This is a genomic window from Paraburkholderia sediminicola (assembly GCF_046027825.1).
Lineage (GTDB): Bacteria > Pseudomonadota > Gammaproteobacteria > Burkholderiales > Burkholderiaceae > Paraburkholderia > Paraburkholderia sediminicola_D.
Genome location: NZ_JAQQDU010000023.1, coordinates 1 through 23,188 on the forward strand (window position 1 = coordinate 1; position 23,188 = coordinate 23,188).

The 23,188-nt window shown below is 61.1% G+C and carries 21 protein-coding genes and 1 riboswitch; of the genes, 10 read left to right on the plus strand and 11 right to left on the minus strand.

All coding sequences use genetic code 11. From position 1 onward, the window contains the following. Positions 1–132: 132 nt before the first annotated feature. The 5 genes from katG to PQQ96_RS14955 all read right to left on the minus strand — a co-directional run bounded on the left by katG (position 133) and on the right by PQQ96_RS14955 (position 5,601). Positions 133–2,388 (minus strand): catalase/peroxidase HPI, encoded by a 2,256-nt coding sequence (katG, locus tag PQQ96_RS14935; protein WP_408292906.1) that lies wholly within the window; start codon positions 2,386–2,388, stop codon positions 133–135. A gap of 568 nt (positions 2,389–2,956) precedes the next feature. Beyond that, complete coding sequence (locus PQQ96_RS14940; RefSeq protein ID WP_408292909.1) at positions 2,957–3,547, minus strand: TMEM165/GDT1 family protein; 591 nt, start codon at positions 3,545–3,547, stop codon at positions 2,957–2,959. 13 nt (positions 3,548–3,560) lie between these two features. Then, a riboswitch (yybP-ykoY riboswitch) is annotated at positions 3,561–3,743 on the minus strand. 71 nt (positions 3,744–3,814) lie between these two features. Beyond that, positions 3,815–4,036 (minus strand): DUF1289 domain-containing protein, encoded by a 222-nt coding sequence (locus PQQ96_RS14945; RefSeq protein ID WP_408292912.1) that lies wholly within the window; start codon positions 4,034–4,036, stop codon positions 3,815–3,817. Positions 4,037–4,039: 3 nt separating this feature from the next. Further along, positions 4,040–5,317, minus strand: coding sequence for a CDF family Co(II)/Ni(II) efflux transporter DmeF (gene dmeF / locus PQQ96_RS14950; protein WP_408292915.1), 1,278 nt, complete (start codon positions 5,315–5,317; stop codon positions 4,040–4,042). An 8-nt stretch (positions 5,318–5,325) separates the two neighbouring features. Next, on the minus strand, positions 5,326–5,601 hold the full coding sequence (locus PQQ96_RS14955; protein ID WP_408292918.1) for a metal/formaldehyde-sensitive transcriptional repressor: 276 nt from the start codon (positions 5,599–5,601) through the stop codon (positions 5,326–5,328). Positions 5,602–5,716: 115 nt separating this feature from the next. Between PQQ96_RS14955 and PQQ96_RS14960 the strand changes: the two genes are divergently transcribed. Continuing rightward, entirely contained in the window at positions 5,717–5,962 is a 246-nt protein-coding gene (locus tag PQQ96_RS14960; RefSeq protein ID WP_408292921.1) for a manganese efflux pump, read from the plus strand. A gap of 23 nt (positions 5,963–5,985) precedes the next feature. On the opposite strand, the gene PQQ96_RS14965 is transcribed toward PQQ96_RS14960, so the two are convergent. Continuing rightward, a complete protein-coding gene (locus PQQ96_RS14965; protein WP_408292924.1) occupies positions 5,986–6,867 on the minus strand; it encodes a DUF1571 domain-containing protein in 882 nt (293 codons plus the stop codon). Positions 6,868–6,989: 122 nt separating this feature from the next. Then, on the minus strand, positions 6,990–7,772 hold the full coding sequence (locus PQQ96_RS14970) for an anti-sigma factor family protein (protein WP_408292927.1): 783 nt from the start codon (positions 7,770–7,772) through the stop codon (positions 6,990–6,992). 375 nt (positions 7,773–8,147) lie between these two features. On the opposite strand from PQQ96_RS14970, the gene PQQ96_RS14975 reads away from it, so the two are divergent. Beyond that, complete coding sequence (locus PQQ96_RS14975; RefSeq protein ID WP_408292930.1) at positions 8,148–8,900, plus strand: hypothetical protein; 753 nt, start codon at positions 8,148–8,150, stop codon at positions 8,898–8,900. Positions 8,901–8,958: 58 nt separating this feature from the next. On the opposite strand, the gene PQQ96_RS14980 is transcribed toward PQQ96_RS14975, so the two are convergent. Next, a complete protein-coding gene (locus PQQ96_RS14980) occupies positions 8,959–9,471 on the minus strand; it encodes a hypothetical protein (protein ID WP_408292933.1) in 513 nt (170 codons plus the stop codon). Between the two features lie 285 nt (positions 9,472–9,756). Here PQQ96_RS14980 and PQQ96_RS14985 point away from each other — a divergent pair, with 285 nt between their 5' ends. Next, positions 9,757–10,125 (plus strand): cupin domain-containing protein, encoded by a 369-nt coding sequence (locus PQQ96_RS14985; protein WP_408292935.1) that lies wholly within the window; start codon positions 9,757–9,759, stop codon positions 10,123–10,125. Positions 10,126–10,169: 44 nt separating this feature from the next. Here the strand turns inward: PQQ96_RS14985 and PQQ96_RS14990 are convergent, their stop codons facing one another. Continuing rightward, positions 10,170–10,850 carry a GntR family transcriptional regulator gene (locus tag PQQ96_RS14990; RefSeq protein WP_408292936.1) on the minus strand — a complete coding sequence of 227 codons (681 nt, stop codon included), beginning with the start codon at positions 10,848–10,850 and terminating at the stop codon, positions 10,170–10,172. A 149-nt stretch (positions 10,851–10,999) separates the two neighbouring features. On the opposite strand from PQQ96_RS14990, the gene PQQ96_RS14995 reads away from it, so the two are divergent. The 4 genes from PQQ96_RS14995 (at position 11,000) to PQQ96_RS15010 (ending at position 15,184) form a co-directional block, all read left to right on the plus strand. Further along, entirely contained in the window at positions 11,000–11,797 is a 798-nt protein-coding gene (locus PQQ96_RS14995) for a cyclase family protein (RefSeq protein WP_408292938.1), read from the plus strand. After that, positions 11,794–12,798 (plus strand): fumarylacetoacetate hydrolase family protein, encoded by a 1,005-nt coding sequence (locus PQQ96_RS15000; RefSeq protein ID WP_408292941.1) that lies wholly within the window; start codon positions 11,794–11,796, stop codon positions 12,796–12,798. The genes PQQ96_RS14995 and PQQ96_RS15000 overlap by 4 nt, the downstream gene beginning before the upstream one ends. 2 nt (positions 12,799–12,800) lie before the next feature. After that, positions 12,801–14,018 carry an MFS transporter gene (locus PQQ96_RS15005; RefSeq protein WP_408292944.1) on the plus strand — a complete coding sequence of 406 codons (1,218 nt, stop codon included), beginning with the start codon at positions 12,801–12,803 and terminating at the stop codon, positions 14,016–14,018. 113 nt (positions 14,019–14,131) lie between these two features. Continuing rightward, positions 14,132–15,184, plus strand: coding sequence for a porin (locus PQQ96_RS15010; protein ID WP_408292947.1), 1,053 nt, complete (start codon positions 14,132–14,134; stop codon positions 15,182–15,184). Between the two features lie 293 nt (positions 15,185–15,477). Here PQQ96_RS15010 and PQQ96_RS15015 read toward each other — a convergent pair whose 3' ends face one another. Beyond that, complete coding sequence (locus PQQ96_RS15015) at positions 15,478–16,809, minus strand: chloride channel protein (protein ID WP_408292950.1); 1,332 nt, start codon at positions 16,807–16,809, stop codon at positions 15,478–15,480. A gap of 219 nt (positions 16,810–17,028) precedes the next feature. Beyond that, a complete protein-coding gene (locus PQQ96_RS15020) occupies positions 17,029–17,397 on the minus strand; it encodes an MAPEG family protein (protein WP_408292953.1) in 369 nt (122 codons plus the stop codon). Between the two features lie 406 nt (positions 17,398–17,803). On the opposite strand from PQQ96_RS15020, the gene PQQ96_RS15025 reads away from it, so the two are divergent. The 3 genes from PQQ96_RS15025 (at position 17,804) to PQQ96_RS15035 (ending at position 23,144) form a co-directional block, all read left to right on the plus strand. Beyond that, the gene (locus PQQ96_RS15025; RefSeq protein WP_408292956.1) at positions 17,804–19,018 is read left to right on the plus strand and encodes an MFS transporter; all 1,215 of its coding nucleotides are present in this window, start codon (positions 17,804–17,806) and stop codon (positions 19,016–19,018) included. A 424-nt stretch (positions 19,019–19,442) separates the two neighbouring features. Continuing rightward, the gene (locus PQQ96_RS15030) at positions 19,443–20,309 is read left to right on the plus strand and encodes a TetR/AcrR family transcriptional regulator (RefSeq protein ID WP_408292959.1); all 867 of its coding nucleotides are present in this window, start codon (positions 19,443–19,445) and stop codon (positions 20,307–20,309) included. Between the two features lie 336 nt (positions 20,310–20,645). Next, positions 20,646–23,144 (plus strand): acyl-CoA dehydrogenase, encoded by a 2,499-nt coding sequence (locus tag PQQ96_RS15035; protein WP_408292961.1) that lies wholly within the window; start codon positions 20,646–20,648, stop codon positions 23,142–23,144. Positions 23,145–23,188: the final 44 nt, after the last annotated feature.

Here is a 23,188-nt window from a genome sequence, read left to right on the forward strand (position 1 = left end):
TAGCGCTTCACGGGGTTTTTTGTTTTTGGGCTGGCTTGCACGAGCAAAGAGTCTGGAGAACTTTGCCCGCCTCACTCCTGTACGAGAAGGCATCGACCCGGCAAGCATCACCGGGCCGAGCCCATCACCCGCTTACGCGAGTTCGAACCGGTCGAGGTCCATCACCTTGACCCAGGCAGCGACGAAGTCACGCACGAATTTCTCCTGCCCGTCCTCGCTTGCATAGACTTCGCCCAGCGCGCGCAGTTGAGCATGCGAACCGAACACCAGATCGACGCGGCTGCCGGTCCACTTCACCTCGCCAGTCTTGCGGTCACGCCCCTCAAACACGTCCCGAGCGTCCGACACCGGTTTCCATTCCGTACCCATGTCGAGCAGGTTGCTGAAGAAGTCATTGGTCAGCGTTTCCGGCTTGCGGGTGAAGGTGCCTTGCGGGTTTTGCCCAGTCCCCACGTTCAGCACGCGCAAGCCTCCGATGAGCGCGGTCATCTCGGGGGCGGTCAGCGTCAGCAATTGCGCCTTGTCGATCAACAAGGCCTCAGGCGAGACACCGTATTTGCCTTTGACGTAGTTCCGGAAGCCATCAGCGATCGGTTCGAGGGCCCCGACGGATTCCACGTCGGTCTGTTCCTGCGAGGCGTCCATGCGGCCCGGCGTGAAAGGCACGCTCACCTGACGGCCGGCGTTTTTCGCCGCCTGCTCGATGCCGGCGCCGCCGGCCAGCACGATCAGATCAGCCAGCGAGACCTTCTTGCCGCCGGACTGTGCGCTGTTGAACTCGCCCTGGATGCCTTCGAGCGCCTTCAGGACCTTCGCCAACTGCTCGGGCTGGTTGACCGCCCAATCTTTCTGCGGGGCCAGGCGAATGCGCGCGCCATTGGCGCCACCACGCCTGTCAGAACCGCGGAAGGTGGATGCCGATGCCCAGGCCGTCGAGACCAGTTGCGAAACGGACAGCCCCGATGCCAGCATTTTCTGTTTGAGTGAAGCGATGTCCTGTGCATCGACCAGCGGGTGGTTAACCGCCGGGATGGGATCCTGCCAGAGCAGTTCTTCGGCCGGCACTTCCGGACCCAGGTAGCGGGCACGCGGTCCCATGTCGCGGTGGGTCAGCTTGAACCATGCTCGGGCGAAGGCATCGGCGAGCTGGTCGGGATTCGCGAGGAAGCGCCGCGAGATCTTCTCGTAGACGGGGTCGAGGCGCAGCGAGAGGTCAGTGGTGAGCATCGTCGGCCGCTGCTTCTTCGCGGGATCGTAAGCATGCGGGATCGTTTCGCCGGCATCCTTGCCGACCCACTGGTTGGCGCCGGCAGGGCTCTTGGTCAGTTCCCATTCGTACTTGAACAGGTTCTCCAGGAAGCCGTTGCCCCATTTTGTCGGCGTGGTGGTCCAGGTGACCTCCAGACCGCTGGTGATCGCGTCGCGACCGCTGCCCGTGCCGAAGCTGTTCTTCCAGCCTAGTCCCTGGTTCTCGATGCCCGCGGCCTCAGGTTCCGGCCCCACGTTAGTGGCAGGGCCCGCGCCGTGCGTCTTGCCAAAGGTATGGCCACCGGCGATCAGCGCGACCGTCTCCTCGTCGTTCATGGCCATGCGCCCGAAGGTTTCTCGGATGTCATGGGCCGCGGCGAGCGGGTCAGGATTGCCGTCGGGACCTTCCGGGTTGACATAGATCAGGCCCATCTGCACGGCGCCCAGCGGATTTTCCAGATTACGCCCGCCGTCGTCGCGGCTGGTCTCGCTGCCGTGCAATTCTTCGTCGGCCACGATCACGCCTTCGTGCTTGCCGGCTGCACCGTTGCCATAACGGACGTCGCCGCCCAGCCAGGTCTTTTCGTTGCCCCAGTAGACGTCGAGATCCGGCTCCCACGTGTCCTCGCGACCGCCGCCGAAGCCGAAGGTCTTGAAGCCCATGGTCTCGAGCGCGACATTGCCGGTGAGGATCAGCAGGTCCGCCCAGGAAATTTTCTGGCCGTACTTCTGTTTGATCGGCCAGAGCAGGCGGCGAGCCTTGTCGAGGCTGACGTTGTCAGGCCAACTGTTGAGCGGCGCGAAACGCTGCTGTCCGCGCCCGGCACCGCCGCGGCCGTCACCGATACGGTACGTGCCTGCGCTGTGCCATGCCATGCGGATGAATAGCGGACCGTAATGACCGAAGTCTGCCGGCCACCAATCCTGCGAATCGGTCATCAGCGCCGCGAGGTCCTTCTTCACCGCAGCGAGATCAAGGCTCCTGAAAGCCTCGGCATAGTTGAAGCTGTTGTCCAGCGGGTTGGACTTGCTGGAGTGCTGGCTGAGCAGATCCAGTCTTAGCTCCTTCGGCCACCAGTCACGATTCGTCGTGCCGCCACCGGCGGCATGATTGAACGGGCACTTTGCTTCGTTTGACATGCGCTATCTCCTTGAGGGATGGTCCCACCACCTGCTCTTCCACGGCGACTGGCTTCTACGATGCATCGCTGCTCCCGTGCCGGCGGGCGGCCGGGAAGTCTCAGAGCGGGCTCTTTCTGGCGTACTACCGCTGTCACCCGACGCGTGGCCTTCGTCCGATGACGGAGGTCGTGGCATGCATTGGACCAGGATGGTCCGCGTCGGTAGGCCTGCTGCATCTAAAAATATATGTGAGAGTGATCATCAACAGAATGCGATTTTTGCAATGCTACTGATAGCTCACGACTATATCGTGCCGCATGGCCTTGGCCACACCGGCACCGTCATTTAAAACTGTTTTGATCAACCATAGGCGATAGGTCATACCTATGCAAATTGAGTGACCAGGTGCTCGCGATAGCAAACCTATATCGGCGTTCGACCCATTCCACAACAGCCACCTTATCCAGCCTCGGGCCGCGAGCGCGTATCGCTGCGCATCGATGCCCCGCGTCGAACAGATTGAATGATCCAGGGTCAACGCGGAGAGACTGTTGCTTTGCGGCATGCGCCGGAGAAACAAGGCGCGCTAAAACATCGGATGTGCGGTCGGATAGAGCGCCGTTCTCAGTGCAAGTCCACCGAGTACGACAAAGATGATGGCAGCAAGGATGTGAACGGCCTTTGTCGGCAGGCGGTCGGCAAACTTATGCCCAAGATAGATGACCGGCACGTTCGCCAGCATCATGCCCAGCGTCGTTCCGGCAACAACACCGAAGAACTCATGAAAGCGCGCAGCAAGCGCGATGGTCACGATTTGAGTCTTGTCGCCCATCTCGGCGAGAAAGAACGTTACAGCCGTTGTGCCGAAGACGCCCATCGAGTTCTTCGTCAATACAGCGTCGGCGTCGTCCAGCTTGTCGGGGATGAGAATCCACACGGCCATAACCGCAAATGATACGACGACGGCCCAATTCAGAATGTTGGGGCTCAGAATACTCGCGAGCCACACTCCCAGTGCCCCCGAAGCGCCATGGTTGATAAGGGTCGCTGCAAGCACACCAAGGATGATGGGAACAGGCTTGCGATAGCGCGCCGCTAACACCAGGGACAGCAGTTGAGTCTTGTCGCCGATTTCGGCGAGGCCGACCACACTGGTCGAGACGAGGAAGGATTGCATGGGATGTTGTACCCAGGCCGCGCTGAAAGAACGCGATGACGCGCATTCCGGCGACCCGGTTAGGTCGGAATGCGTGTCATCGGTCTTGCCAGGCACTTGGCTGCGCACGCCATAGCGGGTCTCTCGACTCGCCAAGTATGTTGACATGCGCCCTCGAACTTGGCGTTCGAGGCGGCTACTCCCCAATGATCAGGCGCGATTCTATCGCACCGTGTGTTACGCAAGCAAGTCACCACGCCGGAAGCTCACGGCGGATAGCGACGCCCCCTAGACTGAGTTATTCGAAGTTGCAGCACCCTGGGCCAACACCGAGGCTTCCCGCTGCAGCCTGGTCTGCCGCCTCACCCGGTCGTTAATCACCTGGTGGCGCCGATGATCGGTCATCTTCTTCCAACCCCGAATTTCATCGAGGGTACGAAAACACCCAACGCACAATTTGGTCTTGCCATCGATGGTACAAACATCGATGCACGGCGACTTGACTGCCATGGATCAGGCCGCCGCGTGTGAAGGTTGCACTTCAACGGTGACATGCGACAGCCCTTTGAAGCGCGCGAGCACTGCGTGATAGAAACGCGAATCACGTTGGGATTCACCCGTTGCCACTGACACCACAGCACTCATGTGACCGGGACCCACCCGCCATACATGCAGGTCGACGACCTTGTCGCCACGATCCTCAATAGCGTTCCGCACGCTCTCCGCCATGCGCCGGTCGGGATTCATATCGAGCAGGATTGCACCCGTGTCACGCATCAGACCATAGGACCAGTTTGCAATCACCAGCGCGCCGATGACACCGGCGAGCGGGTCCATCCAGAGCCAGCCAAATGCGCGTGCAAGTAAGAGCCCGATAATGGCCAACACGGTGACAGCCGCATCGGCCATCACGTGGATGTAGGCCGACCGGATGTTATGGTCGCGGGTTGCTGCCTCATGCGCGTCGCCGTGGTGCTCATGCTCTTCGAATTCGACTTCGTGCTCGCCGCCCGGCATCCGCACGATGGCCTTGAACGCGTGTGGCTCGGGAATGTCTTCCTTCGATTCCAGATAGCCGCCACGGGCCGCCAGCGCGAATACCTGTTGCGTCCCATCGGGTCGCACCGTCGTAACGGACACCGCGGAAGCGTCCAATCGTGAACCCTCCGTCGCCGGGGTAATGCGGAAAACGGGCGGCACGCCATCCTCGAAGATAGAAACGGCAAACACACCGGACGGCGCGAAAATCTTCTGCGCATCTTCTTCATGCGCATGGTCGATGTGACCATGGCCGTGTCCGTGGCTATGGCCGTGACTGTGCCCGTGATGATCGCCGCTCAGCAGCCACACGCTCGCCAGGTTGACCAGCAGGCCGACCACCGCGATAGGAATCGCTTCGCCGAAGTGAATGGGTACCGGCGACAGAAAACGCGACACTGCCTCGTAGCCAATCAGCACTGCAATCATCGCCAGCACGATGGCACTCGTGAACCCTGCGAGGTCACCCAGTTTGCCGGTACCGAACACGAAGCGGGAGTCAGTGGCGTGCTTGCGCGCGTAGGTGTACGCGAGGGCCGCAATCAGCATTGCTCCAGCGTGCGTTGACATGTGCAGACCGTCAGCAACAAGCGCCAACGACCCGAACATACTGCCGCCGACGATTTCGATCAGCATCATCGCGCTGCACAGCGCGATGACCGCCCACGTCCTGCGCTCATTCTGCTCATGGGCGGCGCCAAGAAAGATATGGTCGTGCCCTGCGCCGAACGCGGCGTTCTTGAAATCACTCATGTTCTGCTCTACTTGAAATAGCTGTGAACGACTTCGATGAGCTGATCAGTTGCACTGCCGGCCGGCTCTTCGCGAGTTTCCGCATCGACGAGATGGGTGCGGATATGGTCCTCGAGCACCACGGCCAGCAAGCCGTTCATCGCGCCGCGGCAACTGGTTATCTGCTGCAGGACGTCGATGCACCCCCGCTCTTCCTCGAGCGCCCGCTCGATGGCTTCAACCTGCCCCTTGATGCGGCGGACGCGGTTGAGCAGCTTCTGTTTGTCGCGAATGGTGTGGCTCATTGATGATCTCCGATATACCGAGGGGGAGTATAGGTCTAATAGGGTGGAGGGGTATACTAAATTATGAAAACGGGAGATTTGAGAAAGAATTCGTCCAGGCACTCTGGTTAAATAGTTGTTTGCGCGGTCGAGCACTACAGCGCGCAAATTATCACTAATCCCTTTCTGCCCTGTCGACATCAACGTCTTTTCGATGGCACCAGCGATCGGTCGATCCACCATGGCGATGGTCACAATCAGTGTCATGCCCGGCCGTGTCATCGGCCACGTCGTGGGCCGGCGCGCGGAGATGGCGGGCGATGTCGTGCTGATCGGAATCGGCAGCACCCTACTTGCTGAACATCTGAAAATCTTCAGCTAACCGGCGTTTCATCACCCACTGCGTCAGTTGAAACCGTATTCGGGATTACGTCGATCGAAAATCGATTCGCTCCAGTGATGAGGTACGACGTCCTCGAAACGGATCATCTCCACCAGGTCGCCGCGTTCGTCCCACGCGGCTTCGCCACTTGGCCAGGGATGCTGAAGATCGAATAAGAGTCTCACTCGTTGTGCATAGTGTGCCGGCGGTCCTGATGGAGCAGTCCATGTCCAGGCCAGCATGCGCGTGCCGTGCACGCTCACGAGTTCGACCCGGCTTGGCTTTTCAGTAAGAAGCTCTTCACAAAAGCTGCGGGCGTCGTGCTCGACGGTGCGCGCGATGAACTGCAGGCCGAGATCGCGGACACTATGGCGGGACTGCGCGCGCGCGAATGGACCATTGATGGCGACCTTGCCCGAGAAAATGTGCAGCGAGCCGCCCAGATGGCCGAAGACGCTATCAGGGTCCCTTGTTTCGTCGTAGAGAATCTCCTGTCCCGCATGGGCGCCATCAGGTAGCCATTTTGCGTAGACTTTTCGCGGCTTGTCCTGGTATCGGATCACCATGTGATCCGGCCGCTCGGCCCATCTGCCGGATACACGCTCCTGTCGAAACATCCGATATTCGTAAGCGTCATCGCGAACCATGTCGAACCTCGCGTACTCGACGAAGGCGTCCGGCTTCATCGCACTCATCAGGGTAAGGATTTGGGCGTCGGCGAGGGACAAAAGTGAGTGGTTTTCAATCCACGTCCGAAGCGACGCCGCCTGTTCGCGAGCCGTGAGACACCGGAACCGGTTGACGTCCACGCTCACGGTATTCGTCGTGACGACATCGGTGCATCCCGCCGATGTTCCAGATAGGGCCGGGGTGACGGAGTTGATCGCCTGGGCGAAAGCACTCATTGAGACAAACAGGCATGTCAGTGCGAGTGCGCACAACAACGTCCGCGCGGTTGCCTGCCAAGCCGCAGCAGGCAGCGCGTTCCGACTTGCTGAATGATCGGAAATGCGAGTTCCTCGAGGCATCATGGGTTCAAACCGTCGCTCGTGTCCCGGCTCCTGAACGCGCGCCCAAGCATGCTGCATGCGTCGATCGCCATGGATCGCAATTGCACCGTGGAGACCAGGCCAGTCAGCGCACATCCCGTCCCCCGATTGCCCCAATAGAACGTACTGCGATTGCCGTCACGAAACAGGCGGAATGCTGTCGCGTCCTTGGGAACCGCCGCGACGTACATCGTGAGACGGGCGCCAGCCGTGTTCTGATACATGAATAGCGCGGCGGGACTGGACTCGCCGGGCAGCAAGCGACCACCAATCAGCGAATACCCATACTCCCCAAGCGAAGGCACCGACAACCGCTGACCAAGGCGTCGTGACAGCCAGTCGACCAGTTGATCGCGTTGCGCCGCCGCTATCTCCACGGGGTGGCGTTGCTCAGGCGTGTACACCGCGAAAGCGATGTCGGCGCGCTCCGCGAACACGGGTGGATCGGTCGCGAAATTCGCCGACACCCAACCGGGCGACGAGCCGAGCGCCACGCCCACGGCCATGCACGATGCCGCCACGCCTGCCTGCCGCCACCACGGCGTGCGGTGGCGCACCAAAATACAATGCGCATCGTCTCCCGGGTCTTCGAACAGTGCGGTCAGGGCGGCTTTCTGCGCGCGATAGTTGCTCACGCGCGTGACCGCCCCAGGGTCGGCCGCCAGCCGAGCGAGCGTGGTTACTCGCTCCGTGGCGGAAAGTTCATCGTCTGAAAACGCCGACAGCGGCTGCAAATCCTGCTTGCCAAAACGTCCTCTCATCCGGTGGCTATCATCGTTCATGGCGCGTTTGAAACTTCTCAACATGATGTCCAGTGGCGACGAGCCGCAGCGCAGCGGTCATGAGCAGGGTCGGTGCCACCCGACGGGCTGGCGTTGGTACTTGTGATGCGCGTCAGCGGCTCGAAACATCCAGCGTCGACACCCGTTAATAAACGTACGGCGGGACCGCTATATTCCAATCAGGCAATCTAACGGTTTGCCGTGTCCGAGCCGGAAATCGTTCGGGCACCACGCCTCCACCCGGCTCGGGCAGCCCAGTTCACAACGCTTTCGCGTCATCAGGTTCTGCACAAAGGATGGAATAGACGTCGTGCCGAATCGTTTAGAGGTAGTACGAACCAACGGCAGACTTCGATGAACATTCAACAGCAACACGTCATTCGTTTTGCGAACGCAAATCTGCTAATGGCATCCGCTGCATTGTTCGCTGCGTGCGGAGGCGGAGGCGGAGGCAGCCCAGGCAGCGTGTCGATGATTTCGATCGCCGGTACGGCGGCAACCGGGAAGGCACTCGCGAACGCGACGATTAGCATCGACTGCGCACAGGGTTCCATGTCGGTCGCTGCAGATGCGAACGGAAACTATCACGCGACGCTCGGCGCAGTGACGCCGTGCATGATTTCCGCGACTTTGGGCGGGACGATGCTGCATTCCGAGGCGTTCGCTGGCGGCACATACAACGTCACGCCGGAGACGGACTTGCTGCTGTCATATCTCGCGGCGCAACTTGGCACGAATGAAAGTGGGCTCATCGCCAGGTTCACGACAAACACGCAGTTTCAGCAGACGCTGCAGAATCAGACCGACGTGCTGACTGCGCAGACCGCTGTCGTCCAGGGTCTGCAGCAGAAGTACGGTGTTACGCTTTCCACGCCCAATTTTCTGACCGCCGCATTCACCGTCGGCCAACCAGGCGAGGACCGTGATCTGGAAGCGCTCTTAGCGCTCGGCGCAATCGACACCAACGGCGAACCGGACGCCAGCGCTGTCACACTCATGGCCACGACGGGGGCCGCGCATCCGATTGCGACATCGCCAGCTACCGGCACAAGCGGGACCAGTGGCGCAGGGGTGGGCGGCACGGGAAGCCTGGGCGGCATGATGTGAGACGGCAGGACACCTCAGGTCCTTGTGTCACCGTTCAACGCCTCCAGGTACCTTTCGACTAGTGCCGATGCACCTCGCCGAATCCGTGGGTCCCGCCGAACCCATGCGTGCCGCCGAATCCCCTCATACCACCGAAATCACGCACACCACCGCCGGTGAACGGGCCGCGATGAACGCCCGCCCCGACGAATGTAAAGTGGTCGTGACCGATCTGATGAAAGTGATCGAAGTGGTGAAAGTGATGGAAATGGTCGACAAAGATCAAGCTCACGCCCGCACCAATGAATATTGGCGGCCCCCACCACCAGGGGTCGGGATAGGGATAGGCCGCAACGGGGTACCACAGCACGCTGCCATCCGGGCTTTGCACAATCTGCCAGGTCCCGTCACTTTGCAGGCAAGCACGCCCGACGACCTGCTGCATCGTCCCATCGATTTCTGCCTGCCCGACAACCGCGCGGCAATTCGTGCTGTCAACCGGCACGGGTGACTCGTCATATGTTTGCGCGAGTACTGGCGCAGTGAAGCCGAGACAGACGAGCAATGTCCCGACACGAAGCAGGTTGTCCATGATGTATGGCCACATGAATCCCCGACGTTTTCGACGTCATGCCATCGGCGTCACCCAGCACATCGGTGTGCTTGCATAAATTCACGCCGCGGGTGTGGCAGCCGTGGAAGCTTGCCGCCCGGGACGTGGTTGCCTGACGAGTAAACGATGGAGTACACCGGCTTATTCCAGCGTCGCACGTGTGACGTGGACTGGGTCGTCCCCGAGATCGTATGCTTGTGCATGGTTGCAATTAACTCCGCAACGCGCCCAAGTGTGCATACGCAGGCGGAAAGGCGAGACGACATGACTCAAGACCCATCGGCAGGACCACAATTTCACTGGAGCGATTCGAACGACGTCCCCTGGATACCGTCAACGCTCGCGAAGGGTGTCGAAGTGAAAAACCTGGGTAAGGCAAACGGCCGCGCAATCCAGCTCGTGAGGTTCTCACCCGGCACCACGTTTCCCGACCACCTTCACACGGGCCCGGAGTTCATCTATGTCCTGGAGGGCGAGGCGACCTGGAACGGCCGGCTGCTAGCGCGCGGATGCGTCGGCGTGGCGGAAGCGGGAACGGTCGAGCGCGGATTCCGCAGCACGACCGGGTGCGTGTTCCTGCTCATGTACGACCTCGATCAGCTTTTCGATTCGGTGAGTCCGGCCACGGTATGAGTACGCCCGCCTGTTCAGGATCGTCCATCCGTGCAGCCAAGCTGCTACCGCTTGGACATCCGTGAACCAGGCCCATACACATCCTGAGGCGTAATCGCCAGATGCTCTGACAGCGCCGCAACCGCCGCCTCCGCGTTCCTGCCGAGCACTGAGCGCATGAGCGCCTCATGCCGCTCGACGAACCCATCGAGTTCCTGCGCGTCGGCGAGAATCACATGACGGTAGCGGCTCGCCTGATCGTAGAAGGTGGACTGCAACTCCATCAGCCGCCGCGAACGGCAAGCCCCGAGCAACGCGGCGTGGAAGCTCTTATGCGCCATCTCGATCGTGCTCCGCGCCTCTGCCGGCACATCGTAATGGCGCGTCACGGCAAGCGACAGCTTGGCGAAGCTGCCCGCGATCTCCATCTCCCAGTCGGCATTGCCTGCCGCGATCGCTTCACGCAACGCCTCTGTCTCGATCAGCTGGCGCATCCGGGTCAGGTCTGCCAGGTCCCCTTGCGACAGCGGCGCAACCCGAAAGCCACGGCGCGTCTCATTGGTCACGAAACCAAGGGACGTTAGCCGCGCCAGCGCCTCGCGCAATGGCGAGGCCCCGATGCTGTACTGCTCCTTCAATTGTTCGATGCGCAGGTTGTGTTCAGGCGGCAGCACGCCGGAGACGATGTCTTCGACGAGACGCTCGAGAATCGCCTCGGTCAGCGTTTCCTTGACGAGTATTTCCATGGACGGCACAGGCTTGAGAGGGATAGCGTCATCCTGCGCTACACCCTACTTTTTGTCAATAAAGTCCATTTTATCGATAATAATGGTATTTACCGATAGAGAGTCGGGCGTCGGTCATCCACTATGGAGACCATAGGAGGAGGCGTTCCATGAACACTGAGCATCTACGCTTTATCGACTTGTCGGTCGCGCTGGAGAACGACGTGCCGGCCGATCCGCCGGGTTTGCGTCCGCGCATCCAGTACACCGATCACCAGCGCGGCGCCGAACAGATCACCGCGATGTTCCCCGGTCTTTCGCCGGACCAACTGCCCGATGGCGAAGGATGGGCGGTCGAAGACCTGGTCCTGCACACACATAGTGGCACCCACATGGACGCACCGCTGCACTATGCGTCGACCATGAACGGCGGCGAACGCGCGATCGGCATCGACGAACTGCCGCTCGACTGGTGCATGGCGCCCGGCGTGAAGCTGGATTTTCGCGCGTTGCCGGATGGACATGTCGTGCGTGCGGACGAAGTCGAGGCGGAACTGGCCCGCATCGGACACGTCCTCAAGCCGCGCGACATCGTGCTGGTCAACACCGCCGCAGCCCGCGCATACGGCACGCCCGCCTACATCGATAGCGGCTGCGGCATGGGACGTGCCGCCACCCTTTACCTGCTTGAGCGCGGCGTGCGCGTGGTCGGCACGGACGCGTGGAGCTGGGATGCGCCATTCCGCTACACGCGCGAGGCCTACCTCAAGAGTGGCGATCCATCGATTATCTGGGAAGGCCACAAGGCAGGCAGGGAGATCGGCTACGGCCAACTCGAGAAACTGACCAACCTGGATCTGCTGCCGCCGTTCGGCTTCACCGTCTGCTGCTTCCCCTACAAGATCAAGGGCGCGTCCGCCGGCTTTACGCGTGCAGTCGCCATCATCGACACGGAGCCCCGCTCGTGAAACTCGCCACATTCGAAACCCGCGATCATGCTGTGCATATCGGCGTTGTGTTGTCCGCCCAGCAGCGTGTCGTTGCGTTATCCGATGCGTTTCTCGCACATCACGGCACCGCCCTGCCCGATTTCGCCGACATGCTGGCGCTCATGCGCGGCGGCCCGCGCGCGCTGGACACGGCCTTCGAGTTGATAGCGCGCACTCACGGTGACGAGCCATTCGTGCACCCGTTCGATTCGGTGCGGTTCCTCGCGCCCGTCCCGCTGCCGGAACAGATTCGGGACTTCTCGACCTTTGACCTGCACATGCAACAGGCCGGGGCAGCCATTGCCCGCCTACGCGCGAATCGACGGGGCGACGATCCCCTCGCCCTGCCCGAACCCAAAGACATCGCTCTGCCGCCGGTGTATTACGAGCAGCCGATCTACTACAAGGCCAACCGCCTCAATGTGATCGGCCATGAGCACGACGTGCGCTGGCCACGGCGCGCAAAGTTGCTGGACTATGAAGCAGAACTGGGGGTGTATATCGGGCACACCGGGCGGGATATCGATAGCCGCAACGCGCGCCAGCACATATTCGGTTTCACGATCTTCAATGATTTTTCGGCACGTGATATTCAGGAGCACGAAATGGAAGGACCGTTCGGCCCGGCCAAGGGCAAGGACTTCGATACCGGGAATGCGATGGGTCCATGGATCGTGACTGTCGATGAAATCGCGGATCCCTATGATCTGGCCGTCACCGTACGCGTGAATGGCGAACAGTGGTCGCGTGGCTCAACAAAGGATATGCGTCATAGCTTCGAACGAATGATCGAACACGTGTCCGCGGACGAAACCTTGCATGTTGGCGAATTCCTCGGATCGGGCACGGTGGGCAGCGGCAGTGGTCTCGAGTTGGACCGGTGGATCAAGGACGGCGATGTGATTGAGATTGAAGTCGAAAAAATTGGCGTGTTGCGCAATCGGGTCGTTGCGCAATCGGGCGAACATAAAGGAAGCTGATCATGAACAATCGTTGGATTGCACTTGCGGTGCTTTGCCTTGGCGTCTTTCAGTTCACACTCAACTGGTTCTGCGTCGTTCCAGCCTTTCCGGCGATCGCGCACGAATACGGACTATCGATTCCGCAGGTCGCGGCGCTCGTCGCAGCGTTTGTCGGGGGATACGGCATTTGCCATCTGCCGGGCGGGTGGTTGTCCGCCCGATTCGGTATGCGCTCTGCGCTGATCGTCGGCATTGCGGTTGAAGCTTGCGCATCGCTCGGCGGCGCGCTGGTGTCGTCGTATCCAGCGATGCTGGCCACCCGGGTGATCGCGGGCGCCGGTGGTGCCTGCTGTCTGGGTGCAGTCGTAGGACTCGTCAGCGCCTGGTTCCGCGACCGCGAATTGTCGTTCGCGATCGGACTGACAACCGGTGTCGCCTTCGCGCTCGGCGCGGCGACGGGACTGTTCCTGTGGGCAATGGTCGTGGCGGCCGTTGGCTGGCATACCGCTATCGTCATCGCCGGGCTCATCGGGCTGGGGGTACTGCTACTCGTCTGCGTTGCACCGATCGTCCCACGCACGGCTGCGGCGACACTCGACGGCGGTCACCTTGATATGCGTGCCGTGCGCCGCGTGCTGGGCAATGGGGCGCTCTGGTGGTGGGGACTGAGTATCGTCGGCTCGTACGGCGCGTTCTTTACCCTTGCTCAGTTCCTGCCCATCTACGCGGAGCGTGTCCTGCATTTCTCGCCGACCGAAGGCGGACGCATTAGCGCCTTGCTGCTGCTGAGCGGCATTCCGGCCGCGATGCTCGGCGGCTGGCTGTCGGACCGCTTCGGCCGGATCAAGCTGCTTATCTGCGGCGCGTTCGTCGTGACTGGACTCATAACTCTGATGCTGCCTCGCCTCGATGGCGGAGCGTTGCATCTTGCTGCCGCAGCGATCGGGCTGATCACCATGATCGGACTCACACCGTGGTTCAGCGTGCCGGCGATGTATCCCGACCGCATCCCCCTGCATGACGTGCCCGCGGCCTCCGGCCTGATGCTTTCGCTGGCGGCGATTGGAGGCTTTGCAGTACCGCTGGGATTCGGCCGCATTGTTGCCAGCTACGGGTTTGACGTGGGCCTGCCCTACCTCGGCATCGTATCGATTGTCTTTACCGTCTTCGGACTGATTGCGCCGACACCCTCGCGGCGCCGCGGCATCGTGGGCCAGATTCAGACGGACGCCGCCTGACAGAAGAAAACCGGCGCAACAAGGCATAACCTGGCGCCTGGTGATTGTGCTCCGCAAGCCCTTTTCACTGACATTTATCATTTTGAATACCTAATTACATAAAAGGAGGAGACATGTATATTCCAGGAGGCAAAAAGGCCTACCCGTTGTGGGTTGCCTGCGCCATGCTCGGCAGCCCATGCCTTGCACAAACCAGCGTCAGCCTGTACGGGCAGATCGATGTTTTTGCCGGCGCGACGAAGTCCATCGGCGGTCGAACGGCGTGGCAGGAATCAAGCGGCGGCTTATCCACATCCTATTTCGGCATGAAGGGCGCGGAGGATCTCGGTGCGGGCATGAAGGCGATCTTCACGCTGGAAAGCTTCTTCCAGCCGCAAAACGGGCAGATCGGCCGTTTTCCGAATGACGTCTTCTTCTCGCGGAACGCGTACGTCGGCATTGAATCGCCATATGGCACATTCACTGCGGGGCGCCAGAGCACCAACCTCTTCATTTCGACAATCCTGTTCAATCCCTTTGTCGATTCATTTACGTTTTCGCCCGTAGTGCTGCAGACCTATCTGGGCCAGGGCGGTCAGGGTGTAATCGGCGATACAGGCTGGAACAATGCAGTCCAGTACAGCACGCCGCGCTTTGGCGGGCTCTCCGGCGCAGCGATGTATTCGTTCGGCAATTCAGCGGGCGCTGCGGGGCAACGTAAATGGAGCGCCCAGTTCCTGTACTTTCATGGACCGTTCGCGGCAACGGGCGTCTATCAGTACGAAAACTACAGCTTTGCCGCCGGCGACATCGGCACCGCGCTTCCCGGCGTGGCGGGTCTGACTAGCCAGAGCACAAGCGAGCTCGCTGCAACCTATGATTTCCGGATCGTCAAGCTATACGCGCAATATCTGCGCACCGATGACCAGACGAGCAACGGCACCATCCTCGTCAACAGAGGACAGGCCGGTTTTTCGATTCCACTCGGCGCCGGCTCGATTCTTGGTTCGTACGCCTACTCGAAGAGCAACGGTCCGGCCGACGGCGTGGTGCGCAAGACGTGGGCCGTCGGTTATGACTATCCGCTGTCAAAGCGTACTGACATATACGCCGCTTATCTGTCCGACCACCTGACCGGACAATCGACCGGCGACACGCTGGGCGTCGGCATCCGGGCGAAGTTCTGAAGCGTGCCAGGCAGAGCGCAGATTTCGGATCGATGTATGACGACGCGTCGGACGATCCAACCATACTTCGCGCCATGCGCTCACGCTGACGATGCCATGCAGCGCGCGGCGCCCCCCTTGACGGACTATCCGTGAGGCGAGGCAGGTTCGCGGAATCGTCGGAGTGGTCACGCTGGACCGGTTCGGAAAGACCGGTACGCTGACACCGTATTCAAATGAAACAAAACACCCCGTTAAGCCTTAAGGCTCCACGGGGTGTTTTGTTTTCGGCTGTCCAGCAAAGGCAAAAAAATCTATTGAGCCTTGCCCGCCCCACTCCAGCTAGCACCAAAGCCAAACTGCATCGCCGGCACCCACTTCGCGCATGCCTGAAAACTCAACGCAGCGCCGCCGGCGGCGAACAATACCGGGATCAGAAAGTCGTGGCTCACCCGGGTAAATTCAAAGACGAGAACCACAGCAGTTATCGGCATCTGCATCGAGGCAGCCAGAAACGCCGTCGCACCGACAACGGCAAAAGCACCCATAGAAGCCCCCGGCCAGAACAGGCTCCAGGCCCCGCCGAGCACGATGGCCAACAGCGCGCCGTTCGCAAGCCCAGGCGTCAGCAGTCCGCCCTCCGCGCCCGCGCGCAAACTACTCGCGGTGATCACGACCTTCAGCACCAGCAACATGGCCGCGAGGCTCATCGTCAAGCCGCCATCGAACGCCAGTCCTGCGGGACCTTTGCCATTGCCGAGCAATTGCGGAAAGTGCATCGCCAGGACACCGATGATTGCGAAGTTCAGCAGCGACAACACCGGCAAACGCCAATCCTTCGGCGCCTGTGCACGCGCGCGCTTTGTGATCTCCGTGAAGCCCCATGCCGCAGCGCCGAAAATCGGCCCGCACACCACGGACCACACCACCAGCGATGTGCTCATCGTCAGCGACGGCACCAAATACTGATGCTCGTTGCCCAGACCGAATTGCGCGACCAGCGCCGCCACTGCTGATGTCACCACGGCAGGCACCGCTGCTTTCCAGCCGAACGTTCCCAACAGGACCTCGAGCACGAACACCGCGCCGCCGAGCGGCACGTTGTAGACCGCGGCCAGACCCGCGCCGGCGCCACATGCGACCATGATCCGGCTCTGCTCGACCGATAAGCCCGCGCGGTGCGACAGCCACCCGGCCAGCACTGAGCCGATCTCGCGTGGTGCGACTTCGCGCCCAAGCGGCGAACCCAACGCCACCGTCACAATCTGCAGCAACGCATGGACAACAGTGCTCAGCACGGGCATGCGCGGATCGTCGGATTTGACGGCCTGACGAATGCTCACGAGCGGCCGCCCGAAGCGATACAGCAACCACCAGCCAAGACCCGCCACCAAGCCGCAGATCGTCAGGACGAGCACGCGACGCTCCGGCGCGGCATCGGTGACGCCTTGCAGAAAACTCTCGCTGCTGATCACGTGCGTCACGCTGTAGCCATAGGCGAGGTGCTGAATGGCGTGCAATAGCAAGGCGAGCAACATGCCGCCGAGGCCGGCGCCAATGCCAGTCAGCAACGTGACCGCGGCCATTGCCACAAGGGGGTTGCGCGCGCGCCGCCGTGGTTCCGAAGTGATTGATTTGACTGACATGGTGCGTCGACAGAGGCGGAATTAATGGAATGGCGATCATCTTATTCCGCGTCGCAACATGAATCAAATTGATTTTTCTGCTCGACTGATGCGTTTTACGCATATGTTGCGCGCACCAGCCTTGGTCGACGGAAACCTGGGCAGTGCGGCCCATCCCGATCGTGCAAGCCGGCGACGCACGCATCCGTCGCCTCGCCCCACGCTTCGCTGTACCTCAGTTCACCGCACGAAAAACAACGACACCACGCACGCGACGCCGACGAACCATACCAGCGAGCGCAACGTCGCCAGATTCGCCACATACAGCACGCCATACAGCACACGCGCGACGACAAAAGTAATCGCCAGCCCGTTGATCCACGGGCTCGACCCGCCTGCCTGCCCTACAACGACGATCGCGGCGGTAAACATCGCCAGCGCTTCCCACGCATTCTGATGCGCAGCATGGGCACGCGCGCGCCAGCCTTCGAGACCGGCGAGATAAGTGCGCGGCGCACCATTGTCGTAGCGCTTGCTGGTCTTCGCCAGGAGGGTCCATGGGAACGGCAGCAGAGCCACGATAAGCAGGCATAGATGCGGAATCGTCATTCGCCAGTCTCCTTGTATGCGCGGCGTGAATGCCGCGAGCCGCTGTTATACCTGCAGGCATCTGTTACCACCAACCTGAATCCTGCGAGTGTCACCTCTACCGGCACGCGAAACGGGAAAGCCAGATTGACCGGATTGCCGCTCGCGATTGCGAAATTAACATTACAAATAACAAACATATAACCAGTCACGATTAATACAATAATTACATTTACCAAACATTTTGCATGCAGCCGGATTCCGCATGAAATTCGCTCCAGGGATTAGTACGGATAAACGCGGGTTCAATCATGCAAGCATTTAAGGGTCGGCGTACACTCGCTCGAAGCCCACACCACAGGCCATACGGGGCTGCAGAGCCGCCCGCCGTCAAACGCGGGTTATTGGAGACTCAGGAGAACAATCAATGAGCTGGACACGGGAACAGAGAAACGTCACGATCGCCGCCTATCTGGGCTGGACCCTGGACGCATTCGATTTCTTTCTAATGGTGTTCGTATTGAAAGATATCGCGGCGGAGTTCAATACAAAAATCCCGGCCGTCGCCTTCGGCATTATGCTGACCCTGGCGATGCGTCCAGTCGGCGCATTGATTTTCGGCTGGCTCGCCGACAAATACGGCCGCCGTCCCACGCTGATGGTCAACATTGCGTGCTTCTCGCTGCTGGAACTGCTGTCCGGCTTTTCGCCTAACCTGACCACCCTGCTCGTGCTGCGCGCCCTGTTTGGTATCGCGATGGGCGGCGAATGGGGGGTGGGCGGCGCACTGACGATGGAAACCGTGCCGCCGAAATCGCGCGGCATCGTCTCGGGTCTCCTGCAGGCCGGCTATCCGAGTGGCTACCTGCTCGCCTCGGTCGTGTTCGGCCTCTTCTACCAATACATCGGCTGGCGCGGCATGTTCTTCGTCGGCGTACTGCCGGCGTTGCTCGTGCTGTATGTGCGCGCGCACGTGCCGGAGTCACCGGCCTTCAAGACGCTCGAGAAGAAAAAACGTCTGGGTCTCGTCGCCACGTTGAAGCAAAACATCGGGTTGTCGCTCTATGCGATCGTGCTGATGACCGCGTTCAACTTCTTCTCACACGGCTCGCAAGATCTTTATCCGACCTTCCTGCGCGTGCAGCATGGGTTCGACGCGCATACCGTGTCGTTGATCACGATCACGCTGAACATCGGCGCGATCTGCGGCGGTCTGTTCTTCGGATACATCTCGGAGAGGATCGGCCGCAAGCGCGCGATCTTCATCGCTGCCTTGATCGCGTTGCCGGTGTTGCCGCTGTGGGCTTTTTCGTCCACACCCGTGCTGCTCGCGGTCGGCGCATTCCTGATGCAGATCTCAGTGCAAGGCGCATGGGGTGTGATTCCGGTCCACCTGAACGAAATCTCGCCCGATGAAATTCGCGCGACGTTCCCGGGTCTCGTGTATCAGCTCGGCAATCTGATCGCGTCGGTGAACGGCCCGCTGCAAGCGAGCGCCGCTGAAGCGCACGGCAACAACTACGCGCTGATCATGGCAGTCGTGATCGGTATCGTGGCTGTCGTGATCGCCGTGCTGATTCCGTTCAGCCGCGAACGTCGCGGCATCGACATGACGCAGTCGGCGAAAGAAGTCGTCGCATAGCTTTAAGCGTTCGAACTAAACAGCTATTTCGCCGGCCCGTTATCGGGCACAATAGATACAAAGGCGGTTCGAACCGCCTTAAAGAAAAACGCAGCGACGCAGACGCAAGGCAAAGCAAGCGCAAAGTAAGAACGCGCACGAAGCTCTGCAGTCAGCAAGCTAACGCAAGGCCAAACACAGGCAGTAAGCAATACGAGGCCGTTCCGATTTCGATCGGAACGGCCTTTTTTTATTTCCGCGCGGCTTGACGCGCCCGCGCGCATTGGAAAGACGGACCTTCGTCAGGTCTTCTAGAGGAGTTAGTCCACACAGGGCCCTTGATCGTAGTCCTCATCCTTCTTTATCCTAAAAAAAACGGCTGTTTCAAATAGTCATTTGAATCGCTTGTTTGCGGGCCGGATGCCCGGCAACTGGGAGACGCAACATGGCAGTTCGCACAACAGGCCGGCATGCCGGCGACACGAAGTCCCGCATCCTCGACGCCGCCGAAACGCTTTTCATCGATTGCGGCTATGAGGCCATGTCCCTGCGCCAGATTACTTCGCGTGCCGAAGTCAACCTCGCGGCAGTCAACTATCACTTCGGCAGCAAGGAATCGCTGATTCACTCGATGCTGGCGCGCCGGCTCGACCGGCTCAACCAGGAGCGGCTCAAGCTGCTCGATCGCTTCGACGACATGCTCGGCGAGCGTCTGACCTGTGAGCACGTGCTCGGCGCAATGTTCATTCCCGCGCTGCGGCTGTCGCGCGATCCGCGCGTGGGCGGCAAGGCGTTTCTGCGCTTGCTGGGACGCGCTTATACCGATCCGTCGGCGTTCATTCGGGACTTTCTGAATGCGCATTACGAATCGGTGGCGGTGCGCTTTTTCGATGCATTCCAGCGTGCGCTGCCCCATCTGCCGCGTGAAGAACTCGGCTGGCGTCTGCACTTCGCGATCGGCGCGCTGTCCGGGGTGCTGGCCGGCACCGATACCGACAGCCTGATTTCCGAGTTCTCGCAGGGCAAGTCGATGAACGACCTGCAACTGATCGCGCGCCTCGCTTCGCTGATGGTGGCCGCGCTGAAAGCGCCCTTGCCCGACAGCTCGCAACTGGCTACGTTCGCCGCCGTGCTGGGCGACGCCACCGACGGCGCCCCGGAAGGCCAGGCGGAAAGTCTGAGCCCGGCGGCAGTGACGCAGCAAGCGCCGGGCGGGTTTGAAACGTCGGCGCCAGAAGCTTCGGATGGCGAGCGCCACGGTGGCAATGTGGAGGCAAGTTCGTTTTTGCCGGCGTTGCACGGCACGGCCTGATCCGCAGACCGAGCCGGAGCCCGCGCGGGCGGCACTGTCAAAGGCCGTCCGCGCGCAAACAACATGAGTACCGCACACCCGAGCAGCACGTCTAAGTCCCGCACCTAAGCAACGTCACGCTGTCGAACTACAAAGACGACACGAAAAGCGAAGCAGGCGCGACTCGAACACCGCTCACGAGCGCCTGAAACAGTGGCTAAAAAGCGGCGACAGGCGACTTGAAAGCGCCCCGAGCACGCCACGCAGCAACACCGCCAGTTAGAAGATCAACAGAACGCGAGCCGTCCGCGCCCCGTGGATGCGTTCGCACGCACCATCGAAACAGGAGGAAACGTCATGTCGTGGTTCATCCTAGTGCTCATCATTGCCGCTCTCGCGCTCGTCTACTTTCAGGCGCGCGCCTCATGGTGGCTTGCCTTCATGATCGCCTGGGTGGCAGCCGCGCATGCCAGCGGCGCAGCGGGTCCGCTGGCGACGACGGTGCTCGCGATCGTCTTCGTCCTCCCCGCCCTCGTGCTCACGATCAAACCGCTGCGCCGTGCGTGGCTCACGAAGCCGGTGCTCGACATCTTCCGCAAGATCCTGCCGGAGATGTCGCCGACCGAGCGCGACGCAATCGAAGCCGGCACCGTCTGGTGGGACGCCCAACTGTTCTCCGGGCGCCCGCATTGGGACACGCTGCTCGGCTACGGTCCGGCCACGCTCTCCGCGGAAGAACAATCGTTTCTCGATGTCGAATGCGAGCATCTGTGCGATCTCGCGAACGACTGGGAAACCACCATGGTGTGGCAGGACCTGTCGCCGGCAACCTGGCAATTCATCAAGGAACGCGGCTTCCTCGGCATGATCATTCCGAAGCAGTATGGCGGCAAGCAGTTCTCCGCTTACGCACATTCGCAGGTCATCATGAAGCTCTCCACGCGCTGTTCGGCTGCCGCCGTTTCGGTGATGGTGCCGAACTCGCTCGGCCCGGCCGAGTTGCTGATGCACTACGGCACCGAAGAGCAGAAGAACCACTATCTGCCGCGCCTCGCGCGCGGTGACGATATCCCCTGCTTCGCGTTGACGAGCCCTTACGCGGGTTCCGATGCGGCCGCGATCCCCGACGTCGGCATCGTCTGCAAAGGCACGTTTGAAGGCCACGAAACGCTGGGTTTTCGCGTCACATGGGACAAGCGCTACATCACGCTCGGACCGATCGCGACCGTGCTCGGCCTTGCGTTCCGCGCGCTCGATCCGGACCATCTGCTTGGCCTGGATGAAGAGCCGGGTATAACCTGTGCGCTCATTCCGACCGATCATCCGGGCGTCAACATCGGCCGCCGTCACTGGCCGCTGAACGCGGTCTTCCAGAACGGCCCGAACTCGGGCAAGGACGTCTTCATTCCGCTCGACTGGGTGATCGGCGGCCGCGCGCAAGTCGGCAACGGCTGGCGCATGCTGATGGAGTGTCTCGCAGCGGGCCGCGCGATTTCGCTGCCGTCGTCGAATGTAGGGATGGCGAAGATCGCCGTGCGCGGCACCGGTGCCTATGCCGCGATTCGCCGTCAGTTCCGCACCGCCGTCGGCAAGTTCGAAGGCGTGCAGGAAGCGCTCGGCCGCATGGGCGGCAACCTCTACGTGATGGACGCCGCGCGCCGCCTGTCCGCGCATGCGGTGGACCTTGGCGAAAAACCCTCGGTAATTTCGGCAATCGCGAAATATCACATCACCGAACGCGCCCGCATGGTCATCAACGACGGCATGGACGTCGCCGCCGGCAAGGGCATCTGCATGGGGCCGTCGAACTTTCTGGCGCGCGCCTATCAGCAGGTGCCGATTGCGATCACCGTGGAAGGCGCCAACATTCTCACGCGTTGCCTGATCATCTTCGGCCAGGGGGCGATTCGCTGTCACCCGTATGTGCTGAAGGAAATGGCGGCCACGCGCGAACCGGATCGCGCCAAGGCATTGCGCGATTTCGATGCGGCCTTTTTCGGCCACGTCAGCTTCACGCTGTCGAACGTGGTGCGCAGTTTCGTTTATGGCATCACGGGCGGCGCCTTCATCGCCAAGCCGCGCATGGCGTACGGACCGCTGCTGTCGTACTACCGCGCGGCGACCCGCATTTCGACCGCGTTCGCCTTGCTCGCTGACGTCTCCATGTTTGTGCTCGGCGGCGATCTGAAGCGGCGCGAACGCATTTCCGGGCGCCTGGGCGATGTGCTCTCGCAGCTCTATCTGATCTCGGCGACGCTCAAGCGTTTCGAAGACGAAGGCCGTCAGGAGGAAGATCTGCCGTTGGTGCGCTGGGGCGCCGAAGATTCGCTCTACAAGGCGCAACACGCGCTCGACGGCGTGCTCGCGAACTACCCGAACCGCCTAGCCGCCGGTCTCGTGCGCGTGCTCGCCTTTCCGTTCGGCCTGCCGTATCGCGAGCCGTCCGATCAGTTGGGCACCGAGATCGCGGAGCTGATGCAAACGCCGGGCGCAGCGCGCAACCGCCTCGTGTCCGACTCGTACGTGCCGCATCCGGATGTCGATGCGCTCGGTTACGGCGAGCTCGTGTTCGAGTTGAACCCGCGCTTCACGCAGATCGACCAGAAACTGCGCGATGCAGTCAAACAAGGTCTGCTCGAACCGATGCCTCAGAGCCTGCCGCACCTGGCCGCGTGGACCGAAGCGGCCCAGCAGAAAGGCCTGATCGATGCCGACGATCGCCGCGTGCTGGAAGACTATGCGCGGTATGGTGCGCAAGTCGTGAAGGTCGACGACTTCCCTGCCGACTTCGACATGCTCGCCAGCTTGCAAAAGCGCAAGGACGCGCTCGAAAAAGCCCTGGAGCTCGCGGCCTGAGTGCCTTAAAAACAACATCCAGGCGGGGCACACTCAGTGCCCCA